General features: G+C 35.8%; 21 protein-coding genes, 1 rRNA gene and 1 pseudogene. 13 read left to right on the top strand and 10 right to left on the bottom strand.

Annotated features, from left to right (window positions below):
- Positions 1 to 188: pseudogene (locus G622_RS0118020) on the bottom strand (helix-turn-helix domain-containing protein); the annotation flags it as partial.
- 705 nt (positions 189 to 893) lie between these two features.
- Between G622_RS0118020 and G622_RS0118015 the strand changes: the two are divergent.
- Positions 894 to 2,573 (top strand): M3 family oligoendopeptidase, encoded by a 1,680-nt coding sequence (locus G622_RS0118015; RefSeq protein WP_026511841.1) that lies wholly within the window; start codon positions 894 to 896, stop codon positions 2,571 to 2,573.
- Between the two features lie 114 nt (positions 2,574 to 2,687).
- Here the strand turns inward: G622_RS0118015 and G622_RS0118010 are convergent, their stop codons facing one another.
- The 3 genes from G622_RS0118010 to G622_RS0118000 all read right to left on the bottom strand — a co-directional run bounded on the left by G622_RS0118010 (position 2,688) and on the right by G622_RS0118000 (position 7,802).
- Positions 2,688 to 3,203, bottom strand: a complete 516-nt coding sequence (locus G622_RS0118010) for a helix-turn-helix domain-containing protein (protein ID WP_026511840.1) — start codon at positions 3,201 to 3,203, stop codon at positions 2,688 to 2,690.
- A gap of 61 nt (positions 3,204 to 3,264) precedes the next feature.
- Positions 3,265 to 5,118: a substrate-binding and GGDEF domain-containing protein gene (locus G622_RS0118005; protein WP_026511839.1), complete on the bottom strand. Its 1,854-nt coding sequence runs from the start codon at positions 5,116 to 5,118 to the stop codon at positions 3,265 to 3,267.
- A 239-nt stretch (positions 5,119 to 5,357) separates the two neighbouring features.
- Entirely contained in the window at positions 5,358 to 7,802 is a 2,445-nt protein-coding gene (locus G622_RS0118000) for a ribonucleoside triphosphate reductase (protein ID WP_026511838.1), read from the bottom strand.
- Between the two features lie 212 nt (positions 7,803 to 8,014).
- Between G622_RS0118000 and G622_RS23595 the strand changes: the two genes are divergently transcribed.
- From G622_RS23595 to G622_RS0117985, 3 genes are read left to right on the top strand one after another with little or no spacing between them, the layout of a single operon-like run.
- The gene (locus G622_RS23595) at positions 8,015 to 10,915 is read left to right on the top strand and encodes a glycosyl hydrolase 115 family protein (RefSeq protein WP_044958019.1); all 2,901 of its coding nucleotides are present in this window, start codon (positions 8,015 to 8,017) and stop codon (positions 10,913 to 10,915) included.
- Positions 10,916 to 10,957: 42 nt separating this feature from the next.
- Positions 10,958 to 12,727 carry a sensor domain-containing diguanylate cyclase gene (locus G622_RS0117990; protein WP_026511837.1) on the top strand — a complete coding sequence of 590 codons (1,770 nt, stop codon included), beginning with the start codon at positions 10,958 to 10,960 and terminating at the stop codon, positions 12,725 to 12,727.
- Between the two features lie 28 nt (positions 12,728 to 12,755).
- Entirely contained in the window at positions 12,756 to 13,397 is a 642-nt protein-coding gene (locus G622_RS0117985) for a phosphatase PAP2 family protein (RefSeq protein WP_026511836.1), read from the top strand.
- A gap of 56 nt (positions 13,398 to 13,453) precedes the next feature.
- Here G622_RS0117985 and G622_RS0117980 read toward each other — a convergent pair whose 3' ends face one another.
- Complete coding sequence (locus G622_RS0117980; protein WP_026511835.1) at positions 13,454 to 14,263, bottom strand: alpha/beta hydrolase; 810 nt, start codon at positions 14,261 to 14,263, stop codon at positions 13,454 to 13,456.
- Positions 14,264 to 14,399: 136 nt separating this feature from the next.
- On the opposite strand from G622_RS0117980, the gene G622_RS0117975 reads away from it, so the two are divergent.
- On the top strand, positions 14,400 to 15,344 hold the full coding sequence (locus G622_RS0117975) for a type I phosphomannose isomerase catalytic subunit (protein WP_026511834.1): 945 nt from the start codon (positions 14,400 to 14,402) through the stop codon (positions 15,342 to 15,344).
- Between the two features lie 73 nt (positions 15,345 to 15,417).
- On the opposite strand, the gene G622_RS23590 is transcribed toward G622_RS0117975, so the two are convergent.
- Positions 15,418 to 15,660 (bottom strand): hypothetical protein, encoded by a 243-nt coding sequence (locus G622_RS23590; RefSeq protein WP_049945943.1) that lies wholly within the window; start codon positions 15,658 to 15,660, stop codon positions 15,418 to 15,420.
- A gap of 120 nt (positions 15,661 to 15,780) precedes the next feature.
- Between G622_RS23590 and G622_RS0117965 the strand changes: the two genes are divergently transcribed.
- Both G622_RS0117965 and G622_RS0117960 read left to right on the top strand, forming a co-directional pair.
- Positions 15,781 to 17,064 carry a CapA family protein gene (locus tag G622_RS0117965; RefSeq protein WP_026511833.1) on the top strand — a complete coding sequence of 428 codons (1,284 nt, stop codon included), beginning with the start codon at positions 15,781 to 15,783 and terminating at the stop codon, positions 17,062 to 17,064.
- A 75-nt stretch (positions 17,065 to 17,139) separates the two neighbouring features.
- A complete protein-coding gene (locus tag G622_RS0117960) occupies positions 17,140 to 17,385 on the top strand; it encodes a TIGR03905 family TSCPD domain-containing protein (protein WP_026511832.1) in 246 nt (81 codons plus the stop codon).
- Positions 17,386 to 17,475: 90 nt separating this feature from the next.
- Here G622_RS0117960 and G622_RS0117955 read toward each other — a convergent pair whose 3' ends face one another.
- The 3 genes from G622_RS0117955 to G622_RS0117945 form a co-directional block, all read right to left on the bottom strand.
- Entirely contained in the window at positions 17,476 to 19,227 is a 1,752-nt protein-coding gene (locus G622_RS0117955; protein ID WP_026511831.1) for a carbon starvation CstA family protein, read from the bottom strand.
- A 34-nt stretch (positions 19,228 to 19,261) separates the two neighbouring features.
- Positions 19,262 to 19,852 (bottom strand): hypothetical protein, encoded by a 591-nt coding sequence (locus G622_RS23585; protein WP_049945942.1) that lies wholly within the window; start codon positions 19,850 to 19,852, stop codon positions 19,262 to 19,264.
- A gap of 148 nt (positions 19,853 to 20,000) precedes the next feature.
- Entirely contained in the window at positions 20,001 to 20,396 is a 396-nt protein-coding gene (locus G622_RS0117945; RefSeq protein WP_026511830.1) for an RrF2 family transcriptional regulator, read from the bottom strand.
- Positions 20,397 to 20,652: 256 nt separating this feature from the next.
- Between G622_RS0117945 and G622_RS0117940 the strand changes: the two genes are divergently transcribed.
- Positions 20,653 to 21,012, top strand: coding sequence for a hypothetical protein (locus tag G622_RS0117940; protein WP_026511829.1), 360 nt, complete (start codon positions 20,653 to 20,655; stop codon positions 21,010 to 21,012).
- An 82-nt stretch (positions 21,013 to 21,094) separates the two neighbouring features.
- Here the strand turns inward: G622_RS0117940 and G622_RS24915 are convergent, their stop codons facing one another.
- Positions 21,095 to 21,745, bottom strand: coding sequence for a 4'-phosphopantetheinyl transferase family protein (locus G622_RS24915; RefSeq protein ID WP_049945941.1), 651 nt, complete (start codon positions 21,743 to 21,745; stop codon positions 21,095 to 21,097).
- 315 nt (positions 21,746 to 22,060) lie between these two features.
- Here G622_RS24915 and G622_RS0117930 point away from each other — a divergent pair, with 315 nt between their 5' ends.
- From G622_RS0117930 to G622_RS0117910, 5 genes are all read left to right on the top strand, one after another.
- Positions 22,061 to 22,624 (top strand): lipase-like domain-containing protein, encoded by a 564-nt coding sequence (locus tag G622_RS0117930; RefSeq protein WP_442855612.1) that lies wholly within the window; start codon positions 22,061 to 22,063, stop codon positions 22,622 to 22,624.
- Between the two features lie 130 nt (positions 22,625 to 22,754).
- Positions 22,755 to 23,033 carry a hypothetical protein gene (locus tag G622_RS0117925; protein WP_026511827.1) on the top strand — a complete coding sequence of 93 codons (279 nt, stop codon included), beginning with the start codon at positions 22,755 to 22,757 and terminating at the stop codon, positions 23,031 to 23,033.
- Complete coding sequence (gene rsmH, locus G622_RS0117920; RefSeq protein ID WP_026511826.1) at positions 23,030 to 24,082, top strand: 16S rRNA (cytosine(1402)-N(4))-methyltransferase RsmH; 1,053 nt, start codon at positions 23,030 to 23,032, stop codon at positions 24,080 to 24,082. Before G622_RS0117925 ends, rsmH begins: the two co-directional genes overlap by 4 nt.
- Before the next feature lie 87 nt (positions 24,083 to 24,169).
- Positions 24,170 to 25,255 (top strand): NAD(P)H-dependent flavin oxidoreductase, encoded by a 1,086-nt coding sequence (locus tag G622_RS0117915; protein WP_026511825.1) that lies wholly within the window; start codon positions 24,170 to 24,172, stop codon positions 25,253 to 25,255.
- A gap of 275 nt (positions 25,256 to 25,530) precedes the next feature.
- Positions 25,531 to 25,623 (top strand): 16S ribosomal RNA (locus G622_RS0117910); the annotation flags it as partial.

The raw sequence follows: 25,623 nt of genomic DNA, 5'->3' as shown, positions 1-25,623 counted from the left end.
CAGACACCATTGGATTTATAGCATTGTTCGTAGGAGTACATTTTTCCATGGTTTTCATCTAAATCAAGGATGATCTGGCATCTTGTCCTAAGTGTCTTACTTGTGCCTTTCTTACGAATGATAGACTTGATACTTTTGAATTCTTCATCAGTGAGATTTATGTGATATTTTTTGGGTCTGCCTGCCATTGTTATGCCTCCGAGCTTTTTCTTTTATTTTATCAAGAAATGGCTCGGATTAGTAGAGATAATTTGATTAAATATCAACATGTCAGCACACTAGTGTGCTGTCTCGCTCATAATTAACCAAACTGTTTGTACATGATTTTATCTACTTCATCTGAAAATCTTGATGAAGTCATTGTACACCTTCGATTTTCTTCCTTACATATAAAACTATATAATACACATTTTGGATAAAGATGAGCAAGACAGTACACAAGTCTGGTTTTTCAAAGAACATCATTTGGCTTTTCAGTTGGCAAAGAAGCTCGTTTTTGTATGCATAGTTGATCAAAATGAGAATACTGTCGAAATAATCGAGTTAAATAATTTGAATAAACTAATTGAATTTATATTTGTGTAGAAAAACATGAATATAGTGAAATATGATGAATATAAAATATTCATGAAAATATTAAATATGTACTAAATTTGAAATATAATAATTGTTGTCAGTTAATATTTGAAGTAGATACATCAAGATATATGTATAGTCATTTATCATGACATCATGTTATATAAAATTCAGGTTATAAAAATTTTATAAACAATTTGATTTTTCTAAAGAAAAAAGTAAAATAAATGATGATATTAACAAGGTTTCGTGCAAAGCTATGCAAGTAACGAAATATTTGTTTTAATAAATACCAGTAGAAAGATGAGGAAATATATATGAAATTTTCTGAAATGCCATATAAACACATCGAGATTGATGATGTAAAAGCTTTTTTTGAAAAGCTTATTGATGATAGTAAAAAGGCAAGCAGTGGAGAAGAGCAATTTGAGTTACATAAGAAATATTATGATTATTTAAGTGAATTGCAGACCATGATACGAATTGCAGGATTCCGTCATGATGTAAATACTACTGAAGAGTTTTATGCCAAAGAAAAGGACTATATCGATGAGATAGATCCAATAATTTCCCAATACAAGAATGAATATCAAAAGGTATTGTATAAATCCCCTTATAGAGCGTATCTGGAAGAAAAAATCGGTAAAGTTGCTTTTAAAAATATGGAGCTTAACTTTGCTTCTATTGACGAAAAAATACTTCCACTGATGCAAGAAGAAAATGCTCTGATCAATAAATATGACAAAATTATCGCTTCAGCAAAGATTCCATTTAATGGAGAGGAATATAATATTTCTTTGCTTAGAAAACACCTGACTGGAAATGACAGGGAAACAAGAAAACAGGCGTGGAAGGCCCTTTCAGACTATTTTATGAGTGTTACTGATGATATAGACAATATTTATGATAAGCTTGTGAAAAACCGTACAGAACAGGCTAAAATGCTAGGGTATGATAATTATATTGAGCTTGGATATAATCGTATGATGCGAAATTCATACAGAAGAGAGCAGGTAGAAAGCTTTAGAAGCCAGGTTAAACAATCATTTGTGCCTCTTGTTACCAAAATACAGGAAAAACGTAAGCAGGAATTAGGGCTGTCAGATCTTAAATATTTCGATAACGAGGTTTATTTTAAAAACGGTAATCCTGATCCTATCGGGACACCTGAGGAAATCATGAAAGCCGGACAGGAAATGTACAGAGAACTGTCACCTGAAACTGCAGAATTTATTGATGTAATGATTGAGAATGAGCTTTTTGATGTTCTTGGTAGAAAGAACAAGAAGCAGGGTGGATATATGGACTATCTGCCGTTATATAAAGTTCCTTTCATTTTTGCTAATTTTAATGGAACAAGCGGTGATATCGATGTTGTGACACATGAATGCGGACATGCATTTCAGGGTTATATAACAAGGAATGATGAGATAATTGAGCATAATGATATAACAATGGAGACAGCCGAGATTCATTCAATGTCCATGGAATATTTTACATATAAATGGATGGATAGGTTCTTTGGTGACAGAGCAGATGATTATTATAAGATGCATCTGGAGGATTCTATAACATTTATACCGTATGGATGTATGGTAGATGAATTCCAGCATATAGTATATGAGAAGCCTGAAATGACACCTGCTGAACGTAAAGAGGTGTGGAAAAATCTTGAGAAAACATATAGACCATGGCTTGATTTTGATGGAGATGCTTTCTTTGATGAAGGCGGTTTCTGGCAAAAGCAGGGACACATCTTCTGGAGCCCGTTCTATTATATAGATTATGTTCTTGCCAGTGTAATAGCAATGCAGTTCAAAGTCTGGATGGATAATGATTTTTCTGATGCATGGGAACATTATTTAAAGCTTTGCAAAATATCTGCAAGCGAGTTTTATGAGGAAATGCTTAGTGATGTGGGATTAAAGAGCCCATTTAAGCAAGGAACAATAAAAGAACTGGCTGATAATATGGCAAAAAAAGTTGATATAGAATAATCAATAAAAGCTCCACAAGGTTTGTAACATTCTAACTGCTATTTAAAATAACAAATGCACCAGATCGTTTAAATACGAATCTGGTGCATTATTTACATAATATAAAATCGCAAATTATTTTTTAGAGGCTAATAGTGCATCTAATTTGTCTTTATTGATTTGACCATTTGCAACTGTATTTGCAACCCATATCTTAAGAGATTCCACAGTTTGATCTATCATTGAAAGCTGTTTCTGAATGTTGACAAAATCAGGCAATTCATCATCTGAAATTATACCGTCTGCAGTAATATCGATTAATCTGTTACGCTGCTCGTCAAGAGAATTAAGGGATGAGAGCATAGCAAGAACTATCTCAGATAAAGTTGATTCCTTTGCGACAGGAACTGAATCCTGACCAATTCTACATTCATGTGTGCAGTAGTAATTACATAAATCAGGTCTTTTATAGGCCTCGGCCATAGCAACAACATCTTCAGGTTGAATAGAAGTTTTCTCTGATTCAATTTTTTCAAGTCGACTTTCGCTTATGAAACCGATTTTTTCACTGGCCTGTGCTCGTGTTAAACCGGCAATCTCCCTGCTTTCGAAGTAAATATTCTTGTTTTCTTTAATAGACTTTTTCCCCATTTTTTCCTCCAAATATTTCTCATGACATAGTAACATACATTTTATCAGCTGTTAATGATTATCAGAAGATTCCTTCATTGTTTTTTTTCATTTTATACATTTGTTGGTCAGCTAAAACGATTATCTGATCCAGGTTTAAATCTTTTGTAAGAATGGTAGTATACGTACCAATGCTGACAGATACGTTATATCCCAATTTTCTACTTTCTTCTTTTAAAGTATTTTGAATATTGTGGATGATTTCAGCATTATTGCTTAGTCCGGATATTAAGGCAAGCATTTCATCTCCACCAAATCTGACCAATAATGTGTTTTCCGGACAGGCATCTTTTAATGCTCTGGCAGCTGTAGAAATCGCTTTGTCACCCTCTGTGTGACCATAGGAATCATTTATTATTTTTAGTTTGTCCAAATCCTGCATTATAATCGTAAGTGGCTTTCCTACAGCGCCCGGAATGGATTTTAATTCATCAAATGCAGATTGAAACGCAAGCCGGTTAAAAAAGCCTGTTAATGCATCATTTTTATACATTTCCTGGACCTTATTCATTAGGAAATGCTGATACTGTAAGTTTACATATCCACCTATTCCCATGCTTATAGCATCTGTAATGCTGGGGGTTTTGGTGTATTCAACTATGTCATATTTCTCGAATGAATAACAAATAAAACCGATTGGCTTATTCATGTAGTCCATGCAATTAAATATAAGTGGATAGCCTTTATTCAATATTTCATCCAGGTTTGGTATGATTTTAGAATTATCGTAAGGCGTGATTTTATCTTCTTCAGAATAAGAATTATATACAATACTAAAGTTGGTATCGTTTATATCGTCAAGGAAGAAGTTTTTATCATGAGAAAAACATGCATTATTTATTATACAGCACATATTTTGCGTAAGAGAAGTTCTTATTGACGAAACGCATAATTCCTCAGCTTTTGTTGAAAATAATTTTGTTGTAATATCATGTAATACACGAATATCATCCTGATACCTGTAAAAACGATCATTTAATTTGGTTACTATGCTATTCTTATATGTTATGTTTTTGGGACATCCACATGATTCGTTTTGTATGAATTTAGGAGTAACATAGTAGTTTTTGGGGTCGGTATTGTTTTCAAGATATCGTAGGGCTTTGCATACTGTCTCAGACAAATCCACATTGTCACATGATGCCGTAGTGATACCTGGATGAAAAATAAATGCTTCTTCTAAACCATCAAAGCCAGAAACTATCACGTCATCCGGAACACTAAGTCCTGATGATATTAGAACATCACATACATTAATAGCCATTATATCGTTTGCACATATAATAGCATCTGGTATTGTTTCTCTTTTTAGCAATTCGTGTGTTGCCTGACGGCTGGGATCAGCCCAGAAGTCTCCATAGCTTATCATACTGTCATTAAAAGTTCTGCCGTTCTCATGTAGAACCTTTTTAAATACCTCAATTCTTTCATCTGAAAACTTATTATCCTTATATCCAGCCATAAAATGAGGATTTTTAACTTTATGGTGTTCAATAATATGTCGTACGACTTTTTCGAAACCTTCTGAATAAGCAAAGTGAATTTGTGTCGTACCTTCGTAGGAACCATCAATTATTATTGCAGGAACAGAATGCTTTTGGGCATTTGCGATTATTCGCTTAGCTACGTCGGTACTCTTGATTTTCTCATCCATAATTATTACTGCTTCGATTTTGTCATATGGAATAAGATCAAATACATAAGTTTCATTATGAACATCGTTATCAACCCAATATAAATCACTATTGAGAGCGTAGATGAATAATCTGTAATTGATCGATTTTAATGCCTTTCCAAGAGATTCTATAAAACCGAAATTCTGCGTATCATAAATTCTTGAAGTGCATAAAGCTATTATTTTTTTACCATTGATCATATTTTAGTTCCTTCAAATTATATAAGCAGGCATTACAAAAGGATTTTGCTAGCTTAAATTGATTTATCAGCCATACATAAATGATAGCACTTAAAGAGATCTTTGTGTTGTCATAATTATTGCCTAAATTGTGGATATATTTAAATTACATTTATAAACTCTGGCTACAAAAAAAGGACCCCGGAATGAAGTCCGAAGTCCTTATGGGTTAACCGATATTTATGATATTTGGGAAACTGTTAAATCTTAGTATAGTTTGTTTCAGCTAGCCATTCTTTTATGTTGGAAACGCCAGCATAAGCTTGATATTCATTATTATCTGCAACAACCAATGTAGGTGCTTGCATGATACCATATTTTTCAACTAATAAAGCATTTTCATCTGCATCCAGTTGAGTATAAGCTATACCTGCTTTATTGAGTATTGAGCTGGCAATTTTGCAATTCGGACAAGTTTTTGTCTTAAAAAGAAGAACAGTATATCGATTATCCGATTTTGTTTTAATTAGGTTTTTTTGCAGCTCCGAAGCAGTTTTTACTGTTGTTTCCATTGCCGGTGACTGAATAGAGTTGTGTAAAGTATCATTGTGATTTGATTTATCATGCTGCATAGATGAAAGCTTTATGTTGTAAACCTGTCTATCCTTATATTCTTGAGCTTTTCCATCGTTCCAGTTTGCAACCGGACGATAATATCCGGTTATTCTGCTATATACTTCAGTTTTCTTTCCACAATGAGGACATGTAATCTGTTCTCCGGATAAATAACCATGTTCCTTACAAACTGAATAGGTCGGAGACATTGTATAATAAGGTAATTTATAGTTTTCTGCAATTTTACGTACCAAATTAGCGGCAGCTTTCCAATCAGGTAGTTTTTCTCCAAGAAATGCATGGAAAACCGTTCCTGAAGTGTAAAGAGTCTGAAGCTCATCCTGAATATCCAAAGCTGAGAATATGTCATCTGTATAACCAACCGGAAGATGAGAGGAATTGGTATAGTAAGGAGTTCCATTCATATTGGCAGTTATTATATCTGGATAAAGTTCTTTATCATGTTTGGCAAAACGATATGTTGTTGACTCTGCGGGAGTTGCCTCCAGGTTATAAAGATCACCATATTTTTCCTGATAATCAGATAAACGGTCTCTCATGTGAGTTAATACTTCTTTTGTGAAGTTTTGGACTGTAATATCTGTCATATCAGCCCTAAGCCACTTTGCATTCAGACCAACCTCATTCATACCTATAAGACCTATAGTTGAAAAATGATTGTCAAATGAACCAAGATAGCGCTTTGTGTAAGGATATAATCCCTGATCCAAAAGTTTACTTATGACCTGACGCTTGGTATTCAGACTTCTTGCAGCAATATCCATTAAATGATCAAGCTTACTGTAGAAATCTTTTTCATCTTCAGCAAGATATGCAATACGTGGCATATTTATAGTTACAACACCTATAGACCCTGTGGATTCGCCTGAACCAAAGAATCCGCCTGATTTTTTTCTAAGCTCACGGAGATCCAGACGCAATCTGCAGCACATTGATCGTACGTCACTGGGTTCCATATCTGAGTTAATATAATTTGAAAAGTAAGGGGTACCGTACTTTGCTGTCATTTCGAAAAGTAACTTATTATTTTCGGTCTCGTCCCAATTAAAATCGCTGGTTATTGAATATGTTGGAATAGGATATTGGAAACCTCTTCCATTTGCATCACCTTCAATCATGATTTCTATGAATGCTTTGTTTACCATATCCATTTCATGCTGACATTCACCATATGTAAAATCAAGTTCCTTACCGCCTACAATGGCGTTGAGATTCTTGAGATCCGCAGGAACTGTCCAATCAAGGGTAATATTGGAGAAAGGTGCCTGAGTTCCCCATCTGCTTGGCGTATTGACACCATAAACGAATGATTGGATGCACTGTTTTACCTCATCCTGTGAAAGGTTATCTACTTTGACAAATGGAGCAAGGTATGTATCAAAGGATGAAAATGCCTGTGCTCCTGCCCATTCATTTTGCATAATGCCGAGGAAATTAACCATCTGGTTACATAATGTAGAGAGATGATTAGCCGGTGCAGATGTGATTTTTCCGGGTATTCCGCCTAAGCCTTCCTGTATGAGCTGTTTCAGGCTCCAACCTGCGCAATAACCTGAAAGCATAGCAAGATCATGGATATGTATAGCAGCACTTCTGTGAGCCTTGGCAATTTCATCATCATATACCTCTGAAAGCCAGTAATTGGCTGTTATAGCGCCGGAATTTGAAAGAATAAGCCCACCTATAGAATATGTTACGGTTGAGTTTTCTTTAACACGCCAGTCATTGATTTTTAGGTAATCATTTACCAGATCTTTGTAGTTCAGCAAAGCAGAATTTACGTTACGTACCTTTTCACGCTGTTTTCTGTACAGAATATAAGTTTTTGCAACATCAGAATAGCCCGACTCCGATAATACTTTTTCTACGCTATCCTGAATCTGCTCGACTGTTATTTTATTATTTGAGATTTTTGCTTCGAAATCTGAAGCTACTCGAAGAGATACAAGGTCAATTACACTTGTATGATAAGGTTTTTCAAGAGCCTCGAAGGCCTTGATAATTGCAGCAGAGATCTTAGAAATGTCAAATTTCGCAATACTTCCATCACGTTTTACAACTTCATACATAGAAATACCCCCCAAAAAACGTTGTTTCACCCATAACAATAAATTAGCACAGATGAATATTTATTTCAATATATAGACAACAAATGTTTTTTAAATACTATATATTGTATGCCGGCTATCTGTATAAATAACCATAATAGAGCAATATGTAGAGAGAATAAGGAATATTCTTATTATAAAATAAGTTCTAAGTCAGTAGTTTTGGAGGAAAAATGATGAATGAGTTTAGTCTGATAGCAGATAATAGTAATGTAAATATTTTGATAGAAGATAGTAGTTTTGAGGGAGTTAAACTTATTGGAGATACCATTAGCAAGGATATAGTCGAAGTTACGGATATAATGCCTGCTATTATATCTGATCTTGAAAATTGTGAAGGAAAAAGTGTAGTTATAATAGCGACTATCGGCAGAAGCAGAATTCTTTCAGATTTGGAACAATCAGGTAAGCTTTCTCTGAAAGACATTGAAAAAAAGCGTGAAGTATTCATGCTTCAGATTGTAGATAAACCCTTCGATGGAGAATATGCTGCTATTGAAAAAGCCCTGGTTATTGCAGGAAGCGATAAACGAGGAACAATATATGGAATGTTCCATTTTACGGAACTTCTGGGAGTATCCCCGCTAATCTACTTTGGCGACGTTAAGCCAAAAAAGGATACCAATCCTGTTATCAAACTTGATGGAGTTTATATTTCAAAAGAGCCTTCAGTGGAGTATAGAGGCTTTTTTATAAATGATGAGTGGCCTGCGTTTGGAAACTGGGCAACTGAGCAGTTTGGAGGAATTAACTCCCAGGCGTATCGGAAAATATTTGAGCTTCTGCTCAGGCTTAAAGGGAACTATATGTGGCCGGCTATGTGGAATTCATCATTTTCAGAGGATGGTCCGGATCTTTCCAATGCAGTTTTAGCGGATAAACTCGGTGTAATTATGGGTACTTCACATCATGAACCCTTATGCCGGGCTGGCATTGAATGGCAAAATAAATATAGGGAATATGGTAATGATTCTACGTGGAGCTTTATTTCGAATGAAAAAGCAATAACAAAATTTTGGGAAGATGGATTAAACAGGAATAAAGATTTTGAAAATATAATAACGATTGGTATGAGAGGAGAGGCTGATTCTAAGCTTCTTCCAGAAGATTCAACACTTAAGGATAATATAGATGTTCTTAAAAAAGTTATCAAAGTACAGAATCAGATAATTGATAAGTATATGGAAGGTGGTATTGATAATTCTCCCAGGATGCTCGCTATATATAAAGAGGTAGAGGATTATTACTACGGGGATTCTACCTGTGAAGGACTTAAGGATTGGGATGAACTTTCAGATGTTATTTTTTTGTTAAGTGATGATAATCATGGCAATCTCAGAAATCTTCCGACAGATGAGGAGCGTGATCATCCGGGTGGATATGGAATGTATTACCATTTTGACTATCACGGTGCACCAATCAGCTACGAGTGGACAAATTGTAACAGGCTCACTAAGACTTGGGAACAAATGTCATTTGCGTACGAATCAGGTGTAAGAAAAATGTGGATTGTAAATGTAGGTGATTTGAAAGAGATGGAATATCCTCTTAGCTATTTCATGGAGCTCGCCTATGACTATGAGAAATGGGGAGCAAAGGCACCGAATAAAACGGATTTGTTCTCAAAACTTTGGATAGAAAAGCAATTTGGTAATTATACTACCGATGAACAAAGAGAGAAAATTTTCAAGGTCATTGAAGGTTATACAAAGTGGAATGCTGCCAGAACTCCGGAGACGATGAATGAGAATATTTATCATCCCATAAACTACAGGGAATGTGACAGGGTGATGGAAAGTGCCGCTAAAATATTGCAACTGGCTGACGAATTAAAGGATGAATTGAGGGATGAAGCCTTGATGGCATATAAGAGCATGATTTATTATCCGGCTGCGGCATCACTTAATCTTGTGATTGCATGGTGTGAAACGGCAATAAATCATGAATATGCTAAAAGGGGTTATATATACGCCAATACTCTGGCAGAAGATATAAAGCGAAGGATTGAAGCAGATAAGATATATGTAAAGGAATTTCACAACTTTAATAATAAAAAATGGAACCATTGCTTAAGTTCAGCGCATACTGGATTCAAAACCTGGGATGACAGAGACTGGTCATATCCTGTTGTATATACTGTTTCACCTATCTCAGCAGCCAAGGCAGCTGTAAGCTTTAGAGGAAGTAAACGGGTTCATTTGGGTGCATATTGGCAGGATATGGCAGCTCTAGTAAATGATGAATTATTAAATTCTGACTGTTCTGAAATATTGCTTGATATAGACAGTAAGGGAGATACAAGCTTTAATTATAAAATAACATGCGATCCAAAATGGCTTATTTTCAGCTCTAAAGAGGGAAGAGTTGATGTAACTGATACAGGGCGCAAAACTATTAAAATCAGTATTGATAGAAATCTGATAGAAGGCATAGAAAAGGCAAATGCAAGAGTGGATATATCATTTGAGAATGGACAGACAACATACGTAGATCTGGAGATTAGTGCAACAGGTAAACTCGCTAAAGCTACGGATTCTAAAGAATTTAGTGAAAGAAATGGCTTTATATGTATAAGTGCAAAGGACTTTGCAGAAAAGAATGAAGTGGAAGATAGTAGCTTTGAGGTAATAAATTATCTTGGAAGGGAAAACTCTGCTTTAAGGGTATTGCCTTTTGGAAAAAGATTTACAAGTCCGGATAGAGCACCATATTTAAAATATAATGTATCTGTAATGGAAGAAGGCCAACACACACTTATTTTATACCTGCTTACAAGAAATCCCTGCAATAGAGGCGGACAGATCAAATTTTTCATCGGAACAGATAAATCTGAGCCAGTCGAAGTAAGCTCTGTTTCGGACAGATATTACACCGAATGGCAGGATGAAGACTGGGCTCAAGGGGTTTTAACCGGTGGAAGGACAGTTAATTTGGATATTAATTTGAATAAAGGAGATAATTGCATTTATATATATGCTTCGGATCCGGAATTTATATTAGAAAAACTTGTTTTAATAAAAAAAGGAACTGAACTAAAAAAGAGCTATTTCGGTCCTGCTCCTTTTGGAATATAATATAATTTGATACTTTTTTGATTCATTAAGAGGAATAGGATATTGAAACAGTTAAACTACGAACTTACAGCTATATCAGATGTTCATGATGCTTTAAACGAAGTATATGTGTATACTAATAAAAATCCATATAAGTCTCTTTTGTTTCATCTTTATACTATAAAATTTACAAAAGATGAGATTGCAAAAGTTCAGGAAGAGATACTAGAAATGTATCCTGATGCAAAAGTCGCCGGGACAAGTTCCAACGGTGATATTTGTGATGGACATCTGGCTGAGTATGGTCTGGTTATGTCTGTTTCAATATTTGAGAGTACTGATATTAGTGTTTATTTTTATGAATGTGCTTCAGGCGAAGAGGAGCAGATAGGGCTAAGCATCTGCAATACGATAAATGAAACAGATAAAATCAAAGCAGCAGAAATACTTTTAACATTAAAAACAATTAATAGTACAAAGGTTTTATCTGAAGTAGAGAAATGCAAAAGAAATGTTAAAATTTTTGGTGGCGGCAGTGCAGGGGCTAATATTGAAGAGACAAGCACAAGCGTAATCAGTGAGAGAAAGATTAGTCACACAGGCGTTATACTGATTACATATTCCGGAGACGATATTCATGTTGACATACATCATGCAATAGGTTGGAAGCCTCTTGGGAAGGAATTGGTAGTTACAAAGAGTGAAGATAAAAGATTATATGAGCTTGATAATGTTCCTGCAGGAAAAATCTATAGTAAATATCTTGATATACAGGCTGATGATGATTTCTTCGCCAATATGCTTGAATTCCCGTTGATATCAAAGCAGCATGGGTATGAGGTACTACGTCTTCCTTTTTCATGTGACACCAAGGATGATTCGATTATACTGGCAGGAGATGTCAAGCAGGGGACAGTGGTTAGCTTGTCATATGGAGATCCTGATGTAATTAAAGCTGATGTTGAAGATTTAATCTGGAATGTACGAAGCTTTGCTCCGCAGGCTATTTTCTTATATTCATGTGGAGTAAGAAGGCTTTATTGGAAATATCTTATAAACAAGGAGACTGGACCATTTAGTTTAATCGCTCCTGTTAGTGGTTTTTATTCCAGTGGGGAAATAATGAGAATGGGTGACTATATAATCGAACATCATGTTACCCTTATTGCAATTGCTATGCGTGAAGGCGGACAAGCTCTTGCGCAACCGACCGGAATAGGAGATAAAGAGATAGAAATTCCGGAAGAACAGAAAATGCATGGGCAGCTTTCCATGGTCAGAAGGCTGGCAAACTTTATAAATGTAACATCAGCAGAGCTTAGAGCTGCAAATGATGAGCTTCGTGAAATGGCAGATACGGATATTCTTACCGGATTGTATAATAGAAGAATGCTTCAGAGGGTGGTAAAAAGTAAGCTTGAGTATTCTGCTAAATACAAAATAAATGTAATAATGGGAATTATCGATATTGATGATTTCAAAAATGTCAATGATACTTATGGGCATGCCTGTGGCGATAATGTCTTAAAACAGGTTGCGGCTGTTTTGCGAGAAGAAATTGAAGTTATAAATGGTGGAATTTGTGGACGCTGGGGAGGCGAAGAATTCCTGTTTATGCTTTCTAATATTGAAATTAAGGAAGCATTGAGATATGTTGATTTAATCAGGTCTAAAATTGCCTGTTCAAGATTTGAGGACATTGATAAAATTACAATCAGCACGGGTATTACAGAGTATCAAAGGACAGACAGTGTAGACTCTGCTTTTAAACGAGCTGACGCAGCACTTTATGAAGCTAAGAATAAAGGGAAAAATTGTACAATCGTACATTAAAATTCTAATGGGAGTGATTAATTAAAGTATGAAAAAAAGATATTTTATTGTTTCAGGATTATTTGCCGTGTTATTTTTTGTCTGGATTTTTTTGATTAAGACATATGATGTAGCACAGATTGGCCCAATGGGGACATCCATAGGATTCTCGCATTTGAACAGCACAGTTCATGATCTGTTTGGAATAAACATCATTTGGTATAAAATAACAGAAGTTCTTGGAATTCTGGCTCTTATGGTGTGTGCTGCTTTTGCTCTGCTTGGATTAGTTCAATTAGTTAAGCGTAAGAAAATCAGTGAAGTTGATACAATAATTCTTCAGTTAGGCGGATTATATGTAATCGTCATAGCCATTTATGCAATTTTTGAAAAAGTCATCATTAATTACAGACCAATTATTATGCCGGACGCAACTGAGCCCGAAGCATCTTTTCCTTCTTCACATACAATGCTCATTTGTGTTGTTATGGCCAGTACAATTCTTGCTCTTGGAAAATATATCAAGGATAAAAGAATTGCTGAAATTATCAGATTTATATGTATTATGATAATGGCAGTTACTGTAGTTGGCAGATTGGTTTGCGGAGTTCACTGGTTCACAGACATTATTGGCGGAATCATCATAAGCATTGCTTTAATCGTTGCCTTTATGGGCATAACAGAATCTTAAGATAATTAGTAGTATCAATATGGTAGTGTCTTGTCTGAATGACAATTTGATAGTAATTATCTGGTAATCCAGTCAGCTATAATATCAGCTGTCTGGATTATTTGTTCATAATTCGAAATTTCCGGAGATCCGTCCTTATTTTGTATGCCGTAACTGCCAAAGTAAGAGTGAATACCGCCATCGATTATGTGTTCTTCAGAATCAGATGGCCAATTTTTCTTACTTTCATTATATTTACTCATATCCAAAACTTTATCATTTGATCCATATAGTGATAACAGCCTAAGCTCTGTATTGGATAAATCTGCAGTTGGATAAGATGCACACAGGATAATGCCGCGATAATCCGGTTGAGGAGCATTGGTCTGATCAGCAGATTTGTTTTTATCTTCAGCCAAAGTGTTTTTTATATATGCACATGCTGCGACACCACCCAATGAGTGACCGGCAAGATACCAGTCAAGATCAGAAGTTTCTGAAATATAGTCCTGATACCCGGATGTGAGTCTATTAACTGCATCTATTCTCAGAAGAGCCAGATTCTCAGGCATTTTGGGGAGTAGACATATAAAACCCCTGGCAGCAAGTTCGTACATCAGACCGTTATAAGAAGAATATTCAACTTTGCCTCCTGGATAAAAAACTATTACTGCTTTTATATCCTTGTTTTCGGGAATAAACACAGTACCATTTTTATCAGAATAGGAGTGTACACTACCGGAAAGAAGATTTTCGATATTATCAATAATACCGATATCTGCCCGATAATATTGAGTTGTATATATTTTAAAAGCTATAGCCAAAACAATTAAGATGGAAATGATGACGACTATGCTTCGTTTGATAATATTACCTGCTTTTTTCAATTTATCATGCCTTCTTTATATTTATATTCATCGACAGTATATCATAAGTAGGGAGTATTTTATAATTTTATTGGTATATTAGGGCACTTTGATGTAATATCTATAGAAAATAAGTATTTAGTGGAGGAAAAAGGAAATGGCATTATTGAAGCTGGTTGCTCCTGTCAAAGACTATCTGTGGGGAGGCGACAGACTGGTAAAAGAATTTGGTAAAAAGGCAATTGGATCAGTTACTGCTGAAAGCTGGGAGTTATCCTGCTTTCCCGGTAGTGAATCTATTATTGAAAATGGAGAATATTCCGGAAAAAAAATAACGGACTATATATCTGATAAGGGGAATATGGTTTTAGGTACGAATTGCCAGAAATTTGAAGATTTTCCGGTGCTCATTAAATTGATTGATGCTAAAAAAGATTTATCCATACAGGTGCATCCATCAGATGATTATGCAAGAATTCATGAAAATCAATATGGTAAAACAGAAATGTGGTACATCATTGATGCAGAAGAAGATGCATTTTTATATTATGGATTTAAAAGAGATGTTACGAAAGAGGAGTTTGCCAGAAGAATTGAAGATGAAACACTGACTGAAGTACTGAATGCTTATCCTGTTAAAAAGGGTGATATTATATTTATAGAGTCAGGTACTCTTCATGCTATAGGGGCCGGAATATTGTTGGCAGAAATACAGCAAAACTCAAACGTAACTTACAGAGTTTATGACTATGGAAGAAGAGATAAGGACGGTAATTTGAGAGAGCTGCATGTTGATAAGGCTCTGGATGTAACCAATTTATCAGCTGTTAAGAAGGTTAGCCGACCTGAACCACATATTGGAGAATGTAAATATTTCACAGTAGATAAGATTAACCTTACCGGGAATATTACAGATACAATCAAAGGAACCGTTGGAGAAGAATCATTTCTCCATATTTTGATCCTTGAGGGACAAGGAACTATAAAGAATGATGGGGAAGAAATGACATACTCTAAGGGTGACAGTTTCTTTCTTCCGTCAGGAAGCGGTGATTACTCCCTTTCCGGCAGTCTTGAAGCACTACTTACATATGAAAAATGATCAAGTAATTATGATGCATAAAAACATGCCCTCTTTACCTAAAAACCAGTAAAGAGGGCACATTTAATATGTTTTATTGTGAAACACCATTCATTGACATTAATGTCTTAAATGTTTCAATATCATTCTGAGTTATTCTAATATTACACTGCTTCTCAACACCGTCAGGAGTGGTAACTTTCATGTCGATTATGGTTCCTACCTCCATCGAGCTCTCTTTTACAGCCTGGAAAAAGGGAAATACACGAGGGTGATCCAGTCTGAATGTATTAAATCTTTGCTGTAGCTCCATAATAGCCTTAGGGTTAAAATTCATGATTAAACGCTCCTTTATAAACTTCTGTTTTTATATTCTACATTATTATTTTTTTTTTACAATTGGTAAAAACAATAAAAAAGATATAATATCATATGGTTTTGATGTATTATACATGATATGAAAAAAAGAAATTATGTAATTTATAGTCTATGCATGCTGCTAATGCTTGCGGGATGTACGAGCAGGCAGGATGTAAATAAATCAGAACAAAAGAATGATTTAGAGTCCTCTCAGAAGAAAGAAGTTGTAATAAAAAATGATAATCCGCCGGATCAGCCAGTAAAGGAGAAGGAGGAAGCGCCTTCTATTACAAACGACAATACAGTACCTGATGAAGATGACAGTGAAGTTGTTGATGTGATTATGGTAGGAGACATTCTATTGCATATGCCTGTAGAGGACGCAGCCAGAGATGAGGATGGAAAATATGATTTTGACTTTGTTTTTGCTAATTTGAAGGAAGAAATAAGTAACGCAGATATAGCAATTGCTAATCAAGAAGTCATAATTGGCGGTGAAGAGCTTGGTATTTCAGGATATCCTTCTTTTAATGCACCTGTTGAAATAGCAGACTCATTGGTTGAAGCAGGCTTTGACGTAATCTGTCATGCTACAAATCATGCGCTGGATAAAGGTAAACGAGGTATACTTAATACTTGTGAGTATTGGGACAGTGAATATCCGGAAATTACCGTACTTGGAATAAATAAAGACGAGAATGAGTATAAAAACGTCAATATCATTGAAAAAAATGGTATTAAAATTGCTTTATTAAATTATACATACGGAACAAATGGCATTCAGCAGCCATCTGATATGCCATATGCGGTTGATATGCTTGATGAGGAAAAAGTTGCAAAAGATCTGGAATATGCAGAAGAAAACGCAGATTTCACAATTGTGTGTCCTCATTGGGGGACTGAGTATAATCTTGAAATTGATGCTTATCAAGAGAAATGGAGCGAATTTTTTAGAGAAAAAGGTGCTGATCTTGTAATTGGAGCCCATCCGCATGTAATAGAGCCTGTAATGTTTATGGAAGATGGTATCGAAGGCAATACCAATAATCATGGAAATGGCGATATGCTGATATATTATTCCCTTGGCAATTTTGTTAATTGGACATCCGGTAAGGGAAGTGGAGTCGCCAATCGAATGCTTGGTGGAATGGCTAAAGTAACAATTGAAAAGAAAGAAGGAGAAGCAATCATCAAGGATTACGGAATAAGAGCGCTTGTATGTCATGTAGAAAGCGGCCATGAAAGAGTTACCGTATATCCGTTAAATGAGTATACAGATGAGCTTGCATCGAGAAATGAAATAGTACATCAGGATCCTGATTTTTCCAAGGAATACCTTAAAAAATTGTGCCAGGATGTTTGGTACAATAATTGGGAATAGCAATAACTAAAATAGTGACCAATTATATTGAGCGTGCTATAATGATTTTTAATTGATTTAAAGGAGATATTAGTTATGAAATATAAGACAGAAGGCACATGTGCAACATACATAGATGTTGAAACAGAAAATGGAATAATAAAAAATGTAGAATTTACAAGAGGCTGCAATGGTAATCTGCAAGGAATTTCAAGACTTGTCGTAGGAATGAAGGCTGAGGATGCGATAGATAAGCTTCGTGGAATAAAATGCGGATATAAAAACACATCATGTCCTGATCAGCTTACTTACGCTATAGAGGCAGAATTAAAAGAGCATTAAGAGCATATAAAAGACCCGTTTTCGAGTACTTTCGAAAACGGGTCTTTTTATTATAAACTGAATTAGCAATAAAGCTTTGTTGGCATTATTTTATGCTGCTTTTTCATCGCGGATCTCTTTTGTTTTTGTTATAAACTGGTTATAGAGAACCTTGGCTGCAATACTTGCAAGTACCAGTGAAAGAACTACAAGTAATGTTGCAATGCCTGCCTGAATAAGTGCCCAAATATCAGCTGCTCCGGAAGTGTATGCTGATATTTTAGCAGTAATAGTCTGAACAAGTGAGCAAATTGTTACTGCAAGCATAAATACCATGGGAATATAGAACATCTTGTTGTTTTTACCAACAGCTCCAAGCCATGTGCAGACTGCAATAAGACCTATAGCTGCTAATAACTGATTTGCAGCTCCAAACAAAGGCCATATCTTTGTATATCCTGTCATACCAAGGCTTACACCGAGAACAACTGTTATTACTGTTGCTACGTAAGGATTTGCCAGCACTTTTTTATAACCTGTTACATCCTTCACAGTCTGACCCTGTTCAAGGAAAAATTCCTGGAACATATATCTTGCAAGCCGGGTTGCTGTATCTAATGATGTAAGGCAGAATACTGAAACTGCAAGGATAAGCAGCTGATACATGATATTCTGTGCACCGGGAGCAAAGCTTCCAATCATAGCAGATAATCCACCTGCAAATACCTGTGTAGGGCTTGCATAAGTGCCGTCTGCAGCAGAAGTCCAAACAAATCCAATCGCGCAAAGTGAAATTACTGCGACCATACATTCTATAAGCATAGAACCATATGAAACAGGAAGAGCATTCTTCTCATTATCCAGCTGTTTCGCACTTGTTCCTGAGGAAACAAGTGAATGGAATCCTGAAATTGCACCACATGCTATAGTTACAAATAAAGCAGGGAATGCTGTGCCGGTAGTAAATACACCGGTGCCCTTAAGGGATGCATCACCCATCGCAGGAACTGCAAAATGACCATGATCTGTAAAAACAGCGCCTAATACTGCGATTATACCTGCAGCTATCATAAAATAAAGAAGAAATGAGCTCAGATAATCTCTAGGTTGCAAAAGTACCCATACAGGTGTTACTGAAGCAACAAGAATATATGCACCCAAAACCCACATCCATGTATTGTATGTGAGAGCAATAGGATGGAAATTAAGACCTATTGCAACGATTGCTGCAATTCCCAGACAACCGGCGATAGAAGCTATGCTGACCGGTGCGTTCTTTCTATAAACAAAGTAACCAAAAACAATGGCAAGAAGTATAAAAAGAATAGAGATCATTGCTGTTGACTTGTTAGCAGCTAAAGCTGCACCTTCAACAGCAGCTCCGGCAGAAGTAGTAATGCCAAAAGTGCTTGCAACTATAGAGCTGAATGCGGCTACAACCAGAAGAAGAGTAAGATATCCAAATGTAAGGAATAACTTTTTAGCTGTTCTTCCCATGGAATCGTCAATTATCTCTCCAATGGACTGACCTTTATGACGAAGAGATGCAAATAATGCACCAAAATCATGTACACCGCCAAAGAAAATTCCTCCGATAAGTACCCAGAGTAATACCGGAACCCAACCAAAAACAGCTGCCTGAATCGGTCCGTTTATAGGGCCTGCACCCGCGATTGATGAAAAATGATGTCCCATAAGGACAGGTGTTTTTGCAGGAACGTAATCCATTCCATCTTCCAGCTCATGAGCCGGAGTCTTACGACTAGGATCAATCCCCCACTGTTTAGCAAGCCAGCCGCCATAGAATACATATCCGGCGATCAGGATTGCTACGCTAACAATAAGTAATACTGCTGCGTTCATAACTTTTTCCTCCTTAAAATCCCCATAGGGTATATCAACTGACAGATTTGATTAAAACGTCAGCTGTAGACATATTTTTATGTTTAACAATATCAGAAGATATTGAATAAGCATCGGTAAGAAGCGGTTTGATATCGCGTCCGGAATAGTTAGTCCACACGTTGCCACTCTCCATTGAGACTACGGCAAGACGTGCCTCGCTATGACCGCGAAAATTGAATAAATATCCTTTATCAAAATGAAATTTTCTTATTTTTTTCTGTGCTATTTCATCCGGATCTTTTGAAGAAACTACAATAAATGTTATATAAGTACACATATGATCCTTTTCCGGATATTTCTCATTTTTTCTTACAAGAATCGGTTCAGCTTCATTTGTGATGGTAGTCATAATATCATCAAGTGTATCTTCTGAAACGGAGTCGACCTTGGAGAAAAGAACATGCTCAAAGGCTTTGATAGCCCAAAGAGTAGCTTCCTTCTTAAGAACATATTTCTCGCTAAGTGAATAAAACCAAGCGTAAGCAGGATATGTAGTGTCTCCTAATGTGAAATTTTCGGTAATGTCGAAATTTGCCTGATATCGGCGAAGAAGCTCCTGCAAAAACACGTCTGTTAAAGTCATATGCGTCCCCTTTGTTTACATAATGTATCTTTAATAACTTAGGGAACACTTTACCACTTTGACGCGTTATTGCAAGATGACAAATTTAATGTTTTTTTTAGAATTAGATTAATTTTGTAATGTGTTTATATCATAAAAGTAATGTAAATCACATAATATTGCTCAATTTTTTATTGTAGAAGAAGTTTTTCTCCAATTCATAAAACTCATTCCACATGGGAAAAGTAGTGCATTCATTTTTTCGCGGACATTCTTTCGCATCCTTTTCAAGGCATGCTACAGGTGCAAAAGTACCTTCCATAAGTTCAATGATCTCACCAACAGAATATTCATCAGGTAATCGTGTAAGCCGATAGCCGCCATGTTTTCCGCTTGCGCCTTCAAGAAGCTTACCTTTAACAAGTTCCTTGGCAATAATCTCTAAATATTTTTTTGAAATGCCCTGTCTTTCAGCGATATCCTTTAACGGTATGTAGTCCTCACTGTGTTGCTGGGCTAAATCTATCATTACGCGTAAAGCATATCTTCCTTTAGTAGAAAACATAATAAAAACCTCCATTCTCTATTACCTATTATAATACAAGGTAAATAGGCAATTCAATGATAATTACTACTTATTATGTAAACTCATATAATAATATAATATACTCCTCAATGTGCAGGTATATAAAGTTTTTGGAGAGCTTATTTAAAGAATATTATATTTTGATTATACAGTAAACTTTACATAATATTAATTGCATATTTTTAGAATATTTAGATAATTGATGCTACAATAATCTAAAAAAGGAAACTTTATTATGCGTGATAGAAGAAACTATGACCGAATTGAGCTGGGTAATATGGTCCTTCTTTTCCTGGAAGGACATAGTGCAGAGATCAAGGGAACGGTTACTAATTTAAGTGAAGAAAGTATAGGCATTAAATTTCATATTACCCCGGAGTTGGAAGAAATTGTCAAAGAATTAAAAACTATCCAGTTTCAATTTGTTGACAGTTATACAGAAGGTGGAAAAAAGAAAACCGATATTATACAGGCATGCACCTTGATAACCCGGATCGAAATTCAGAATGGAGAATGTTTCATTGGCGGAATAGTCAGAGATGATAGCTATAAAAAATATGTAATACACAGAAAAATATCAATGTATTACAAATAATTAGCGGACACATATTATCGATAAAAAGAATAACGTCTATTATCGAACACATGAAATACATGTGCTATCGCGTAATAATAGATCATATGGATTCGATTAGAACCGTGTTGATGGAAAAAGGAGTTCTTGAGGCACAGCTCATTACGAAATGCTTTTCAAGTACAGAACTCTTCAAATACCATTCATCCATGAGATTTGGATTACTTCTGGGATCTGTAATAAAGCCAGTACCGGTTGCTTTAAGAATCGCCTCAACAGAAGTCCAATATTTTGCATACATTAGTTGATCATCGTTTTCAAACCCGATTTCAGGGGGAAACATCTTTTTTTTCAATTTTTCATAATAGACTGAAGGGAGAACACGCTTTAATATAGGAAGCGTTACTCTATCAGCCCGCTCAATATCTACTCCTACAGGAGTATCCGATACTGCAAGGATAACATAATGATCGCTATGGGAAAGGCTAAATTGCGTGCGTTTTTCTATAGATTGTACATTTAATGATGGTTTTCCATATTCACTTATGGTAAGCTGCTCATCTTTATTTATACCCAGACATTTATATAGTAAAAATCCTGCACATAATTCCTGCAGTTTTACGTTTGTCACTTTTGCTTTTTCATATTTCCTGGCATAATGAGGCGCAATCATAGGTAGTACACGTTCAGTCTCATCTTCAACAGTACTTGTATTTATGATGTAAATATCAATAATGTTATCAGTTATGTTCATTTCTTTATGATGTCCGTATTTCTAAAAAATTATTTATTGTTTATTTTCAATATTTTTATAAATATCAAGCATTTTTCTCGTATGATAGTATTACTGTAAGAGTGACAATTATATTTTGTCAAATGTAATCAATATAATAAAACTTTTTTATTATATTGATTGGTATGCCTGCGTACATGGAATTGAGCTTTGTACAAAAGCGGGCTACTTTTTGGAAGCGAGGATTAAATAATGGCAAGAGTGCTTAATTTACTCACTCCTTATAGGATATCATAAACCGATGAAGACGAATGCTAAATTTATTTTGTTCATGGATTGTCAGGGTGGGGGAACTATGAACTTCGCAATGAATTTATTCCATACTGGGGATTAACCTTTACCAAAGCTGATATGGATGGAAGAGAATCCTGGGATTATGCATCTTTTGACATGCATATAGATAATGCACTTGAATTAAATAGAAAAATCACAACATTTGACGATGTATTTTATTTGGCTTATCCCTGCGCATCAACTATTATAGATGAGAATGGTGAAGTAAATCCCGATCCTGATAAAACAGAGACAATATTTATGAAGGGAGCTATTTATATGAGTAAATACACCGGAACAACTGCCGGTGGATTTTACATCGATGAATCCTGGAGAGCGAATGATGGACTTGTAAATGAAGAATCTGCAAAAGCTCCAATAGGTTCCAAATCATCATTATATGAAGAAGGAGGTACACTTACGCCCGGAGTGTGGTATGTCATGCCCACATTTACCGGTGATCATATGTCTTTACAGGGGGGACTTACAAAAAGGATAAATGTTCGACCATTTTATGCTCAATTGGCACAAATACTGGAATCTTTACCGGAACATGCAGATAAATAATGTAAAGGAAAACAGATTTTTGTGAATGATGATATAATTTAACAGATGACTTACTTTGAAAACATGAGTGTAAATAAAATACGCACGTTATTTAAAACGGCACGAAAGACTTATAAAAGGGGAATGGATTATGGATATTCTTCAGATTAACAATTATATAAATATTGCAAAGGCTCAATTGATGGATGATCCCGAATTCATCAATTTTCATGAGGATTTGGAAAAAGAACGTGAAGTACTCAATAAAATGGGATATGATCCTGAAAAGATAATTAATATATTATATGTAATATGGTGTCAGCGTATAGGATACATTTTGGATAATAAAGACGAAATGGATAAAATGATCGATTACGCCTCATATATGGAAGACTTCACAATCGAAAATCAGGAGGAGAATGATACGTGAGCGATTTAGAAGGAAAAGAGCATAAACGCAGAGTACATTATTCAGGAAAATATCCCAGGAAATTTGAGGAAAAGTACAAGGAACAGAATCATGAAAAATATGCGGACGTGATTCAGCATGTTATAGAAAAAGGCTCAACACCTGCTGGAATGCACATATCTATAATGGTTAATGAAATACTTGATGTTCTTAAGATAAAACCCGGAGAGAAGGGACTTGATTGTACCCTTGGTTACGGTGGACACACAAGGAAAATGCTGGAGGCACTTGAAGGTAAGGGCTGTATTTACGGATTAGACGTTGATCCCATTGAATCTGAAAAAACGGTTGAAAGGTTAAGAAAAGCTGGATTTGGTGAGGATATGTTCAAGTTTCGATTATTGAATTTTGCCAATATTGATGAATTAGAGAAAGAAACGGGAAAATTTGATTTTGTACTTGCGGATTTGGGAGTTTCATCTATGCAGATAGATGATCCCAAACGTGGCTTTTCATATAAAATTGATGGGCCCCTGGATCTTAGGCTTGACCCAAATCACGGGGAATCCGCAGCTGAGCGTCTTCATAACATATCAAAAGAGGAATTTATCGGAATGATGGTGGAAAATTCTGATGAGCCTTATGCTACGGAGATAGCTGACAAAGTCTTTTCTCTTATGAGAAATGGAGATCCTATGAGTACAACTACGGCTCTGAGAAGTGCAATAGAACAAGCACTTTGGAAGGTTCCGGAGCCTGAAAAGAATCAGACAATAAAGAAGAGTTGTGCAAGGGTTTTTCAGGCACTTAGAATCGATGTTAACAGTGAGTTTGAAGTGCTATATACCTTTTTGGAAAAACTCCCCAAAATCCTTAATCCGGGTGGAAGAGTAGCAATACTGACATTTCATTCAGGCGAAGACAGATTGGTAAAAAAATCATTCAAAGAGTATAAAAAGCTCGGAATTTATAGCCAGATATCCAATGATGTTACAAGACCATCAGCAGAGGAATGCAAAATGAATCCCCGAAGCAAATCAACAAAGATGAGATGGGCAGTGCGGTTGTAATTGACAACCGCCTTTTTTTATTATATTATCTCAAAAGAATTTAACTATAATTTGTTTAAGTATATTTTCGGATGGAGCGTATAGGGTATGAATATTGGTGGTAAAGAGTTAGTGCATGGAATTATTCAGGGAGGAATGGGAGTAGGTGTTTCACTTTCTGAACTGGCAGGTAATGTAGCTAAGGAAGGATGCATGGGGGTTATTAGTTCAGTAAATATTGGATTTAAGGAGCCTGACTTTTTAACAAATCCTTTTGAAGCAAATATTCGGGCTCTTAAAGCACATATAAAAAAGGCAAAAGAAATCTCCCAGGGTAATGGACTTATCGGAGTAAACATCATGGTAGCTGTCAGTCATTATGAGGAAACGGTAAAAGCTGCCATATCTGCAGGCGCTGATGCCATCATATCCGGAGCCGGACTTCCATTAAATTTGGGTGATCTTGTAAAAGGAAGTCAGACGCTGTTTGCACCTATAGTTTCAAGTAAGAGGGCAGCTCAGCTTTTATGCAAGACATTTGTGAAAAGGGCAGGTATACTTCCAGACTTTATAGTAATAGAGGGGCATAAAGCCGGTGGGCATCTTGGGTTTTCTGCTAATGATCTTGGTAATAGTACATGCCAGGATAATCTGCAAATTTTAAAAGAAGTAAAAGAAGTGATTAAGCCTTTTGAAGAGGAGCTTAAGAAAACAATAAAGATATTTCTTGGCGGAGGTATATTTGACGGCAAGGACATCGCTGAAGCTATCGAAGCAGGTGCTGATGGGGTACAAATCGGTACACGTTTCATAGCTACAAATGAATGTGATGCTGATGATGCATTTAAGCAGGTCATTGTTGAATCTAAGGAAGAAGATATCCGAATAATAAAAAGTCCGGTTGGTATGCCTGCCAGAGCGGTTTATACTCAGTTTTTGAAAAATCTTGATAATGGCAAGAGCTTCTTTGCAAAAACATGTAACAATTGTCTTACTGCATGCCCAAAAGGAGATAAGATTCCTTATTGCATAAGCCGTGCACTTATTTCTGCTGCATTAGGGAATAAGGAAGAAGGATTATTCTTCTGTGGTGAGAATGCGTCAAAGGTCAACAGTATAGTAAGCGTTAAGGACTTAATAAATGAGCTCATAACGGATACGGATGCCTGTTTGCATGGCTCTTTGGCCGTGTAATAATATATGGAAATGTGTCCAAATAAAAAATTTAAAAAAAAATAAAAAAAGGTGTTGACTTTATATTTGCAGCATGATAATCTAACTGAGCCTTGAGCGACACGCCAAGACAAAGCACTTTGACAATGAAATAGTAATGCAACCCTGAAAATTCCAAAAAGAATATTCAGAGAACAAAACAACCTAACTAAAGGTAAAACGGACAGAACAAAAGCCAAGCTTAAGTTCTGGTCAGAAGACGAACGATCTTAAACAGAGATGTTTGAGAAACATTTAAACGTGAGAGTTCGATCCTGGCTCAGGATGAACGCTGGCGGCGTGCCTAACACATGCAAGTCGAACGGAAGATTATCGCTGATGAAGCTTCG

Source organism: Butyrivibrio sp. LC3010, assembly GCF_000424385.1.
Lineage (GTDB): Bacteria > Bacillota > Clostridia > Lachnospirales > Lachnospiraceae > Butyrivibrio.
This window is presented reverse-complemented; position numbering and strand designations above follow the sequence as displayed.